Annotated in this window: 11 protein-coding genes and 1 pseudogene; 9 read left to right on the plus strand and 3 right to left on the minus strand. The window is 35.4% G+C overall.

Going from position 1 to position 10,737, the window contains the following annotated elements; translation table 11 throughout:
- Window positions 1–145: 145 nt before the first annotated feature.
- The 7 genes from ESZ39_RS16275 (at window position 146) to ESZ39_RS16305 (ending at window position 4,886) form a co-directional block, all read left to right on the plus strand.
- The gene (locus ESZ39_RS16275; RefSeq protein ID WP_146880982.1) at window positions 146–487 is read left to right on the plus strand and encodes a PDZ domain-containing protein; all 342 of its coding nucleotides are present in this window, start codon (window positions 146–148) and stop codon (window positions 485–487) included.
- Between the two features lie 120 nt (window positions 488–607).
- Window positions 608–1,105: a hypothetical protein gene (locus ESZ39_RS16280; RefSeq protein ID WP_146880983.1), complete on the plus strand. Its 498-nt coding sequence runs from the start codon at window positions 608–610 to the stop codon at window positions 1,103–1,105.
- A gap of 492 nt (window positions 1,106–1,597) precedes the next feature.
- Entirely contained in the window at window positions 1,598–2,302 is a 705-nt protein-coding gene (locus tag ESZ39_RS16285; RefSeq protein WP_146880984.1) for a hypothetical protein, read from the plus strand.
- A 121-nt stretch (window positions 2,303–2,423) separates the two neighbouring features.
- Window positions 2,424–3,056, plus strand: coding sequence for a hypothetical protein (locus tag ESZ39_RS16290; protein ID WP_146880985.1), 633 nt, complete (start codon window positions 2,424–2,426; stop codon window positions 3,054–3,056).
- A gap of 555 nt (window positions 3,057–3,611) precedes the next feature.
- Window positions 3,612–3,956, plus strand: a complete 345-nt coding sequence (locus tag ESZ39_RS16295) for a hypothetical protein (RefSeq protein WP_146880986.1) — start codon at window positions 3,612–3,614, stop codon at window positions 3,954–3,956.
- Window positions 3,957–3,974: 18 nt separating this feature from the next.
- Complete coding sequence (locus ESZ39_RS16300; RefSeq protein WP_146880987.1) at window positions 3,975–4,127, plus strand: Eag protein; 153 nt, start codon at window positions 3,975–3,977, stop codon at window positions 4,125–4,127.
- A 144-nt stretch (window positions 4,128–4,271) separates the two neighbouring features.
- Window positions 4,272–4,886, plus strand: a complete 615-nt coding sequence (locus ESZ39_RS16305; RefSeq protein ID WP_146880988.1) for a hypothetical protein — start codon at window positions 4,272–4,274, stop codon at window positions 4,884–4,886.
- A 705-nt stretch (window positions 4,887–5,591) separates the two neighbouring features.
- Here ESZ39_RS16305 and ESZ39_RS16310 read toward each other — a convergent pair.
- The gene (locus ESZ39_RS16310; protein ID WP_146880989.1) at window positions 5,592–6,866 is read right to left on the minus strand and encodes a HipA domain-containing protein; all 1,275 of its coding nucleotides are present in this window, start codon (window positions 6,864–6,866) and stop codon (window positions 5,592–5,594) included.
- On the minus strand, window positions 6,866–7,189 hold the full coding sequence (locus ESZ39_RS16315; RefSeq protein WP_146880990.1) for a helix-turn-helix domain-containing protein: 324 nt from the start codon (window positions 7,187–7,189) through the stop codon (window positions 6,866–6,868). The genes ESZ39_RS16310 and ESZ39_RS16315 overlap by 1 nt, the downstream gene beginning before the upstream one ends.
- Window positions 7,190–8,186: 997 nt before the next feature.
- Here ESZ39_RS16315 and ESZ39_RS16320 point away from each other — a divergent pair.
- The gene (locus tag ESZ39_RS16320; protein ID WP_146880991.1) at window positions 8,187–8,954 is read left to right on the plus strand and encodes an EAL domain-containing protein; all 768 of its coding nucleotides are present in this window, start codon (window positions 8,187–8,189) and stop codon (window positions 8,952–8,954) included.
- A gap of 165 nt (window positions 8,955–9,119) precedes the next feature.
- Window positions 9,120–9,362: pseudogene (locus ESZ39_RS18165) on the plus strand (IS1595 family transposase); the annotation flags it as partial.
- Between the two features lie 351 nt (window positions 9,363–9,713).
- Here the strand turns inward: ESZ39_RS18165 and ESZ39_RS16325 are convergent.
- Entirely contained in the window at window positions 9,714–10,541 is an 828-nt protein-coding gene (locus ESZ39_RS16325; RefSeq protein WP_146880992.1) for an SDR family oxidoreductase, read from the minus strand.
- Window positions 10,542–10,737 lie beyond the last annotated feature (196 nt).

Below are 10,737 nucleotides of genomic sequence, written 5' to 3' on the forward strand. Positions count from 1 at the left end.
ATTAGTCGAGAACAGTTCGGAGCAATGTGCACTTAACAAGCTGTTAAACAAGGACAAAAAACAGTTGGTTTTTGCTCCTTCGTCGCTTATTTTAACCAACTATTTTTAGCCTGTTAACAGGGCGTTAGACTTACAAGGATTGTTTATGCACATTTTCAAAATTTCAATTATTTTAATTTCAATTACATCATTAGGTGTTTTAGCTGGTGAACGTGTAAAACTTGGTATTTCTGGTGAAGTTGAAGCTGATGGTTTTTTTAGCCCAACTCTGGTTTCCTATACCATCAAGAAAGTAAGGTCTAATTCTCCAGCTGAAAATGCAGGGATTATTGTAGGCCAAAAAATTATTTCTGTAGAAAACTGTAAAATCCCAGGTTGTCCTGCAAGTGAAGCAAAAAAATTAATGCGGAAAGAAGCTGGAGATATCCTAAAGTTAATTTTAGAAAACGAGGATGGTAGCCAAGTGCCTGTGAAAATCACTTTCTAGGCATGGTAAGTCTAACAAGCTACTCAAACGGACGCTAAACAGCTGGCTAGCTTCGTTCCTCGCAATTTTAGCCAGCTATTTATCGCCGCTTAGTAGGGCGTTAGCTTTAAAGGAAACTCTGTGCGTAATTCTCTTATATTGATTGTGTTTTTATTGTCGGGTTGTGGAGCTATTGAATGCTTAGATTCGCAATTTGAACGTGAACCAATTCAAATTGAAGGAAATAACATTATTGAGTTTCAATACAAAGATGAAGCAGCAATTAAAAAAAACATGAAATGTGAAAAGTTCTATGACGCTATGTGCGCAGAACGAGGAAATTATTGGGCTGTAAGAGAAGTTGGTTTCAAAAGAAAATATCGCACAAGCAAAATAGAATTTTTTGCAAATGGTATAGGTAATGTAAAAATTTCGCAGCCAACTTGTGATGACTTAATAGAAAATAAAAAAATTACTCTAGAAAGCTTAAATGTAACCATTGATGGTTCACACTACTATTTTAACAAAACAATAGACGGCATTCATCACTATAAAACGTCTGAGAATATAAAAAATAAACCAGTTAAATATGCTGAGCTTGATTTTGAATTAAGAGTAAATGGTTTGGTGGTAATTTAAAGCTAACAAGAAATTAAACAAGGACAAAAAACAGTTGGTTTTTGCTCCTTCGTCGCTAATTTTAACCAACTATTTTTTGCCTGTTAATTAGGCGTTATGTACCGCCTTATTTTCTAGGGAAATACGTGTAAAACGTTAATGGCTTCAAACTAGTGTTGTATTTGTATCTTTGAGTTTTCGCCAAATATTGGTAAAGGGTAAACGCGAGCAAGCGTTTTTTGTTTATCGAGTTTATTCGTGTCGCGTTAAATAGGTTATTTGTGTTGGCTCAAAAGCAAGGTTCAGTGTTTTTTAGGCGGTGGTGTTGTATTCATTCTTGTTTACCTATTAACTTTCAATGTATTTTGTTAGTGTAAAGCGCTTAAATACCAATTACATAACAAGACGTTCAAACGGACAAAAAACAGTTGGTTGTTTTCACTCCGTTCAACATTTTAACCAACAATTTTTTGCCGCTTAACGTGGCGTTATGCTCCAAGGTTGAACTGTTCTATGCAAAAAATCTGGTTAAGTCCCTTGTTTGACGAAATTCCTAATGGCATTGATGAAATCGACTATCTTTATAACGATGAATTTTATCGGTGCTTTGATTATTGGGGGCGAGCTGAAGAGTTATTGAGTAATAAATCAAACTCTGAGTTTGATTTACGAGATGCTATTTCAAATTTAAAAAAGTCGATGGATATTCGATTTAAATTACTAGAAAAAATATACGCATTTCGAAGTATTGAAGAGGTTGGAAATAAACGAAAATATGTTGAAATTTTAAGTGATTATAAACTGATTAGACCTTTATTAATTGAGTCTTTGTTTCTGGTGCGTAATCTTAGTGAACATCAAGATGCTAAACCTCCATCAATAGAACGATGCAATGAACTACTAGATGTTATTTGGTATTTTCTAAAATCTACAGATAATCGATGTCGTCATAGACCAGAAAGCATACATTTTGATGACTTTGATAAGGGAGCAAGTGATTTTACTATTACATATCGGGAATCTGATGGCAGAAAAATTTTTATAAACGGAAAAGTTGATAAAAAATACATTTCGTTTGATGAAACGTCGGACGGACACTGTATCTCCATCGATGATAACCCTGAAGAGTTCAGTAATAGCTTTCTTTTTAAGACTAATGCAACTATTGATAGAAAACTTGCTAGACAAATTCTTTCTGTTTTTGTGGCGAGAGCATAACAAGAAATTAAACAAGGACAAAAAACAGTTGGCTTTTTGTTCACTACGTTCACTTATTTTAGCCAACCATTTTTTGCCTCTTAATGAGGCGTTAGCAGTACAAATAAGGTCTGAGTAAATATTGAACTTTAAATCTATATATTTTTTAATTTGCGTTCTTCTTGTTGTGGTAGGTGTGATTTTTGGACAGATGTTTCATACATCTAACGACAATTTAGATAGCTTGATTAAAGTGCTGAGTATGGTTGCAAATGTTGCTACTTTATTCGGCGTTATTGTTGCATATTTAGCACTTCATGCATGGAAAGAACAATATAAACACAATAAACTAGACACATTGATTGATACGTTAGAAGATGATTTTGGTCGGTTGTATAGAGCAATGTCCGCACATCGAAATGCAGAGTTATTCCTTGAAAAGTATCGAGCGAATGCTGGAAGTGCTCATAATGTTGGCTATCTTAACGATCAGTGCGTAGATAAATTAGATCAATATTTAAAAACACGTGGAGAGTATGGGATTTCATTTAATAAACTGAATAGGCACCATAAGCTTAGTCAAGAATCTATATTAAGTGCTTATATTATTTCAATTAAATTAGTCCCTATTCTTCAAGATTTAACTAAAGTGTACAAAGAGCCTAATTCGGATGATTTATTGCTAGAAAATTCAGCAATGCTAGAGAATTTATGGATTTTATATTGTAATGAATTTAAGACTCTTCGTGGCAAAGTACTGCTAACAAGCTGTTAAAGTGGGACAAATTACAGTTGGCTAGTTCTGCTCCGCTTCACATTTTAGCCAACTACAATTTGCCCCTAACAGGGCGTTATATGTCACCACTGTTCAAGTAATTACTCTTTATAACTTGGGCATTTAATTTAATGGTTTATGCTTGTTTCCGTTCTCTTTTGTGGTAACTTTAGTGCAGTAAGATCAGTTCGTATTTTTGGTTACACAGTTTTGCCTAAATGGATTTAGTGCACATCGCTCAACTCCCCCTAGGTTTTATAAATTCTGTTTAGGTTTATGCTTACTCAGTTTTTTACACACGGCTCAAATTCATGGTTAGCAGTTAAGTGGCGAGAGGTTTTTTAAGTCTACTGATCCTACGCTATAACTATTTATGTTCTTGGTCATTTTAATTCTTGCCAAGTAAGTCACATATAACAAGCTAATAAAAAAGGACAAAAAACAGTTTGCTGTTTCGTTCCTCAACATTTTAGCAAACAATTTTTTGCCTGTTATTAGGGCGTTATAACGCTAATTCATATTCTGGTAATTAGCCTCTCAAAGGTAGTAATAATAATGACAACAATTATTAGGGATGATGGTTCATGGATTGCAGATCCAAGTGGTGCAACTTCTGGAGACTTACAAGCTTGGCGAGAGAGAATGCATCAAGCTTGCCCAAGCCCTGAGGTAGGTGACATTGTCATAATTACAAATGAAAAGAGTGGAAAACGATTTGGCTATAAAGCTAAAACATCTGAAGGTTTTGATACTCGCTGGCAAAGAGTTTCCTCGGAAGTCGTAGAGCAACATTTAAGACTTATAGATGTAAAGGATGGCGGAGATCAATTGACGAACCCTGATGATTATGAATATTTGTCAGATGGTGTTTATGTCCATAAAGATGACGCTTGGTTTTAATATAAAAGGAAATATAAAATGTATACATGTCCAAAATGTAGTTCAACTGATACTTATAAAGAAAGAATAAACGGTTCTGATACTGGCGATCGTATTTGTAAAATCTGTAAATACACGACTTCAGCGGTAAGTTTTAAAGAAAAAGGCAAAGAAGAAGCTAAAGAAAGTTAGTGTAGTCGCGTTATAACAAGTCACTTAAAAAGACAAAAAACAGTTTGCTGTTTTTCGTGCCTCAAACATTTTAGCAAACAATTTTTTGCCTCTTAGTGAGGCGTTATAGCGCATGCGAGGTTTTGTACTTTGATTTTAAATTTTATGAAATATTCATTATTATTTTTAGGCTTGTTCTTGGGCTTTCTGGCTCTAGCTATTCTATTTATTTCCTATCAAAAAAATATCGATTTACTTAGTTTTATTCTGCAGCATATGGGGAACATCGGTAGTTTCTTATCTGGTGTAGGAACAATTGCAATCTTTGTAATTACTGCTTCTGGTCTAAATGAGTGGGAAAAACAGCTGAAGTATGGGCGTTATCTAAATATGATTTGGAATGGGAAAGTTAAGATTAAAAGTATTGAATATGCGATTTTAGATTGGGATGTTCATAATTTTTATCGCCCGAATAAAGATATTGAAAAAGAACTTGAGCTAAAGTCTGAAGTAAATGAGTTAATGATTGAAGCGAAAAAAATATCGCATGAGGTTGATATATTAGGCGCCCCTGACTGTGGAGTTGCAAACTCAATTCTAGATCTTCAGTTAACTTTTAAAAATGTATACGATCATGTTGAGTCCTATCAGGAAGTCTTTGAAGAAAAGGACCAAATTGATTTTGACAAAACTAGAAAAAAACTAAGAGAAAAGTTAAATAAATTATTATCCAGCATATATAATAATTTAAACATGCTGGAAATACGCTACTCAAAATAGTACATTTGTAAACGCTATAACAAGGAATTTAAAAGCAATTAAAACAGTGGGTTAAGTTTCTTACCTCAATATTATAACCCATTATTTTAATCCGCTTAACGCAGCGTTATTGATACTAAATCTAATCCGAAGCATTGATTGGTGCTTCTTAGCTAATGGCCGCTTTGTGGTATTAGTTAGGGTTAAGAGGTGAAATACCAACGACGGCTTTGAGCTTGCAGGAGACATCGAACCACCAATACCCTTTGACTGGCGAGTTAGCCACCAATATAATCGTTCATTATATACAAATAAAGTTTTTCTCATCGCAAAAGAAGTAGGTTATAAGTAATGTAAAGCGCATAGCTGCCGTTAGATTTTTATCTAAGGATGCTAACACTTAATTTTATGCCATAATCCAAAATTTACACTAATTGTATATTTCAGTAACACTTTACCAGTGTTACGATCATCCCTTCCCAACATTCCGATCAAACGTAGCTATGCCTCGGTAATGGTGCCAGTACATACCGACTTCAAAACCAGCGTTCTTGCTAGGCAAGAAATTTAAAATGCCTTATTCACACGAATAATGACTACTTTGTTTTAAAACGTACGAAATGATGAATAGACAGCCAATCGTATAGAATTGTATGTTTTAAATAAATATTTATAAGACGTGGCAATACCTAATGTACTGCTTGGCGAGTCGTCGAGCGTAAAGTGCTATTCGGTAGAAATATTTTTCAGAATAGGGATCAATACCTTATATTTTATCTCTCTTAGCATACGTATTTCTCCAGCCTTTTGGACATTCACTGGCGCTTTCACTACGCTATCAAATAGGGCATCGAACTCACGCTCTATTTTACTAACCATAGTAGAAGTTACTTTTTTCATAACCTTTATTGGTAAACCAATTTCACTAGCAAAAACTACAAGGTCAGCATATTCAACGTCTCCAAACCTTTCCTTACCACCAATGGCGATAGATAAACCTTCGTTTAACGTATCGTGTGGAGGCGCGTAAATAGCGGTACTCAATAAATCATAAAATGGGGATAATACCGAACCATCACCCACCTGATAAAAACTCATGTTTTTGAGATGTGCATCACCATTACCCATAAGCAGGTTAAAAAGAACCCACTGATAAAGCCTTTGTATTGTTTTACCTTTTGGCCTAGAGGCTTCTATCACCTTTTTGTATGTCTCAACGGTGGACATTGGATACTTTGCAAGCTTATCTACCCCCAATAGCTGACAAGCATCTATAATATGAACTCTTTGATGCTCAGGAAACTCACCTTGCCTATCAAACCTTTCAATGATGTAAACTGGCTCTGGCGTGTACAGTATGCGAACAGGTGGAACATCTAGTCCCACTGCTTTTGCCAATGTCATTACAAACCACTCATTCATTGTCGTCTGCCAATATTCATCCGGAACAGAATGTTTGGGCTTAAGTATATGCGTTGATGGCATCGATAAATTAGGTTCGCAGATATCATCACCTTGCATGATCACCAACATTTTATGCTGGGCACCGGCAAGTGACATTCGCTTAGTATTTTGATTATTTAATGGCGACTTAGGTAAGTTTTGTATGCGACTATTTAATTCATCATACGTTAAATGGGCCATACTTCTTTCTGGGAGTAATATATCCTCTGACGTAATCGTCAAGGCTCCAGCTGATTCTTTACCTGACTTTTCCAACAACATAAAAGTATCTAGTTTATCTTTTACGCCAAGATCTTTTGCCAGCAATATTCGCGCATTTTCCTCAGGAAGTAGATTATCAAAAAAGTGTTGAATAGGCCTCTTTGAACTTCCGTCTATTTGCACCTTTTCAATGAGTGGTATATCAGGACAAAGAGCAAAAGCGCCCCGTGTTTTCACCCATGACTGCTCATATTGAAATGTCCAAATATTGGTTTTTTCGGTTATCACGCCCATCAAAGTGTCGTTGACATAAACGTTTAACTTTCTATCAGTCATTAAAGTTTTCTCGCAACAGATCCATTTTTCGTTAGCTCAAAGTCTACATCCACACCAGCACGCTTTAAGCGTTTCATTAAACTGTTTTTTGCCTCAAGACCATGAGGTACAGGAATATCGATGGACAGCTTTATGCCTAACGTATCTAATAACTCAAATACTCGCCCTATTTCAACTGTCGTTTTTCCATTTTCAAATTGACTAACAAAGTTGATCCCACTTCCCGAAAATGCACCTAATGTTGCCTGATCGAAGTCTTGGCTTTTCCTAACAGCCTGGCCTATCGCCCCCATGTCTTTAACCGACTGTATTTGAATTTTCATAAAGCACCTTTTTCACGCGTATGCATGAATAATAACCTAAAATATAATAAAATCAACAATTATCACTTGTTCGAGTGAATATCACTAACAAACCTATGAAATAAAAAGCAATTCATTCGTTCGAGGGCATTATGTGATGTGAGAGGTAAACTTACTTTACGCATTCGTTCAAATTATTAGTAAAACACATAAAATAAGAGCAGGGGTAAATCTCGGTCACAGGATTTAGTAAAAACTTGAGTATCCTTTGTTCGATTGAACCCACAGCTTTAAGTTGATATTCAAGAATCTAATATGAACGTCAGCAATGACCGCTTTATGCTCCATAGTTAGCATAAAAAAATGGAATGTTAATGTCGGCTTGGAGCTTGTAGGAGTCATCGAACCACCAATACTAATTCATTCCCTCTTACTGGCGAGTTATCCACCATTTCAGTCGCTCAGCTAATTGTATAGACATGACTTCAAAGTACCATTATCCATTGGTTTAACGCTATGTATTCTAATCGCTAAAGGCTGACATCGATGCATAATATTAATGACTAACGTTTTGTTGTAAGTGTTAGTCTCTCTTTTATGCCTAATACCAATCCCATTAAGTTATTGCTCATTTGTACTAGTTAAAATAGCTCAAGGCTGTGTTGCTCTCAATCCCAATAGCCAGCTATTGCTCAATCGAGCGCCTTACCTTGAGTTATTTTTCCTGCGCACAACAAGATCACAAACTTAATGGAACTGGTATAACCCGCAGATTCAACCCTAAAACCTTAATATATTGATTTTAAAGCAATGGGTTAACACTTTTTGTAGCATAAATGTAGGTGTTATTGTAGCATAAGTGTAAATATTCTTGATTTGACATTTTACCCACTTAAATAATTAATAAAAATTAATCATATGGTTAGCCAAGTCAAAACAATCAAATAAACGCTAAAGTTGATTATATTATTGAAAACATGGCTTTCAATAATTTCAACTAATTAATAAAGTACATTATATGAAAGAAAAACCCATGATTTACGACAGGTTCTCATGTGCTAACTGTTCTGATAAAAGTAGTCTTGATTTTGATTTTACAATGGCTTTCCAGCCTATTATTAACTGTAAAACTAATGAAATATATGGATATGAAGCATTAGTTCGTGGCTTGAATAATGAATCTGCCTTTTCAATAATATCTAAAGTGAATGTTGATAATCGTTATCTATTTGACCAACTCTGCCGAATTAAAGCGATTGCCCTAGCCTCTAAACTCAAACTTGAATCAATGCTAAGCATTAATTTCCTTCCAAATGCTATATATAATCCAGAGCGTTGTATACGGACAACACTGGATGCAGCTGAAAAGTATGGTTTTCCCGCTGAAAAAATAATGTTTGAGTTTACAGAAGTTGAAAAAATTGAAGATGCTGCTGCCATCAAAAATATTGTTGAATATTACAAAAAGCTAGGATTTAAGACGGCAATAGATGACTTTGGCTCTGGCTATGCTGGTTTAGGTTTATTAGCAGACTTTCAAACTACCATTGTAAAGATTGATATGGAACTTATTCGCAATATCAATACAGATATAGTTCGTCAATCAATAGTCAAAAATTGTTTAAATATATTTCGCGATCTTAATATTATACCGTTAGCAGAGGGGATCGAAACTAAAGAGGAATACGTATATTTACGTGATTTGGGTATTGAATTAATGCAAGGTTACCTCTTTGCAAAACCTAGTTTTGAAAACCTACCATTGGTTGATTTTAGCCAACTTTAGTAAAAAACTGTATAGCCAACAGTGTAGTACATTAATATAGCCCTATTCCATTAAATGGTTGAATCAACAATGAAAATAAAGTGTTTTCATTGTTGATTCAACCATTTAAAAAAAACATTTAAAAAAAACATTTAAAAAAAACATTTAAAAAAAACATTTTTAGCCATGACACCAGCTCAAAAGCTAACAGTCCAGCATGTAATTCAAGTATCTCAACCAGAATAACAATTAATGAACTGCCCAACCTATTTTTACTCATCACCACAATACCTACATCACTCTTGTACTCATGACATTAAGTTAGGAAAAGCGCTATCTGTAAAACGATATAGGTGTTCCTCATATCGTAAAAATCCAATAATAAAACAAAAAACACCTTTAGCCAAATTACATAAATCTGAGCTATGGATGTAGTAAAAATCATGTTTATATTTTATATACCAACGGCATAATGGGCTTGAAACAGACCTTAGCTACTGCAACTCTGAGACTTCCACTTAGCACTTAATTGTCATCATTTTCTATCAACTTGTGACGTTATTTGTGATTCTCTCACTATTAATGATGCAAGAGTGTCAATTAATTTATCTCAATCTAGCTACAGGATTTACCCAGCCTAACCATAAGTTTTCATTATTTGTGAAGGGCTACATATAACTGAGCTACCTTTGAATAATGGCCATATTTTGTATGGCTATTATTCAAGCTATAAAATTTAAAAATATATATCTAACACTAAATCTAACACAATTTAGCTAATCATCCTTTGGCGAGTAAATAATCCAACCAACGTGCTGGCAATAAGCGCTTTAACAAGGCAAAAATCTTCGTTGGCATGGTAATCCTATAGCGTAATTTAGGCCGTTTACTTTCTAAGGCATGAATCAAAGCCTGAGTGACATCTAATGGCTCTAAGGTAAAAGACGCATTTGATTTTTCACTGCTTAAGCGCGCAATTTGCTGTTGATATTGCACTTTGTGATCGCTCGCCTCGATGTCGATATGGGCTTGAATAGCCGCCAACGCATTGGCTCTAAACTGTGTATTAATAGGTCCTGGCTCTAGTAAAATCACTGCAATATTTGCACTTTTTAATTCTAACCTTAAAGTGTCTGTTAAGCCTTCAATGGCATATTTTGACGCATTGTAAGCACCACGATAAGCCATAGCAACAAAACCCAATACCGAACTGCATTGAATAATACGACCATGGCCTTGGCGCTTCATCACTGGAATGATTTGCTTGGTGAGTTCATGCCAGCCAAAAACATTGGTTTCAAACTGTTCTTTTAACGCTGCTGTTGGCAGGTCTTCCAATGCGCCTGGCTGACCATAGGCGCCGTTATTGAATAAATAGTCCAAGCGTCCACCGGTAACTTCAAGCACTTGGGTAACGGTTTGGCTAATACTTTCAGGCTTAGTAAGATCTAACTGATAAGCGGTTAAGCCTTTTGCTTGCAGTTCGCTAACATCTTGCGCTTTTCGCGCAGTAGCAAATACCTGATAACCGCGTGCTGAAAGTGTTAGCGCTGCGTGTAAGCCAATGCCGCTTGAGCAGCCCGTAATTAAAATAGATTTAGTTGACATAAAATAACCTAATATATGAAGTGCAGATAGCAGCAGCTTACTTGATTACGCTCGCCTTTAAAAATTACTTATACCCGTTCCACTTCAAGATGCAGTTTCAGCGTTAAGCTAGGAAATCAGATCAAGGCGCGATACGAAGATAATGGTTATTCTCGGTAACTGCTCCTGCGTTACCCTAATGTCCTACATCGACGTG

Source organism: Colwellia sp. C1TZA3 (genome assembly GCF_007954265.1).
In the GTDB taxonomy this organism is placed as follows: domain Bacteria; phylum Pseudomonadota; class Gammaproteobacteria; order Enterobacterales; family Alteromonadaceae; genus Cognaticolwellia.

What these genes read in the sequence shown, in the direction of transcription:
- ESZ39_RS16275 (WP_146880982.1), top strand. Translation starts at nt 146, where the DNA reads ATGCACATTTTCAAAATTTCAATTATTTTAATTTCAATTACATCATTA.
- ESZ39_RS16285 (WP_146880984.1), top strand. Translation starts at nt 1,598, where the DNA reads ATGCAAAAAATCTGGTTAAGTCCCTTGTTTGACGAAATTCCTAATGGC.
- ESZ39_RS16295 (WP_146880986.1), top strand. Translation starts at nt 3,612, where the DNA reads ATGACAACAATTATTAGGGATGATGGTTCATGGATTGCAGATCCAAGT.
- ESZ39_RS16300 (WP_146880987.1), top strand. Translation starts at nt 3,975, where the DNA reads ATGTATACATGTCCAAAATGTAGTTCAACTGATACTTATAAAGAAAGA.
- ESZ39_RS16305 (WP_146880988.1), top strand. Translation starts at nt 4,272, where the DNA reads ATGAAATATTCATTATTATTTTTAGGCTTGTTCTTGGGCTTTCTGGCT.
- ESZ39_RS16310 (WP_146880989.1), bottom strand. Translation starts at nt 6,866, where the DNA reads ATGACTGATAGAAAGTTAAACGTTTATGTCAACGACACTTTGATGGGC.
- ESZ39_RS16315 (WP_146880990.1), bottom strand. Translation starts at nt 7,189, where the DNA reads ATGAAAATTCAAATACAGTCGGTTAAAGACATGGGGGCGATAGGCCAG.
- ESZ39_RS16320 (WP_146880991.1), top strand. Translation starts at nt 8,187, where the DNA reads ATGAAAGAAAAACCCATGATTTACGACAGGTTCTCATGTGCTAACTGT.
- ESZ39_RS16325 (WP_146880992.1), bottom strand. Translation starts at nt 10,541, where the DNA reads ATGTCAACTAAATCTATTTTAATTACGGGCTGCTCAAGCGGCATTGGC.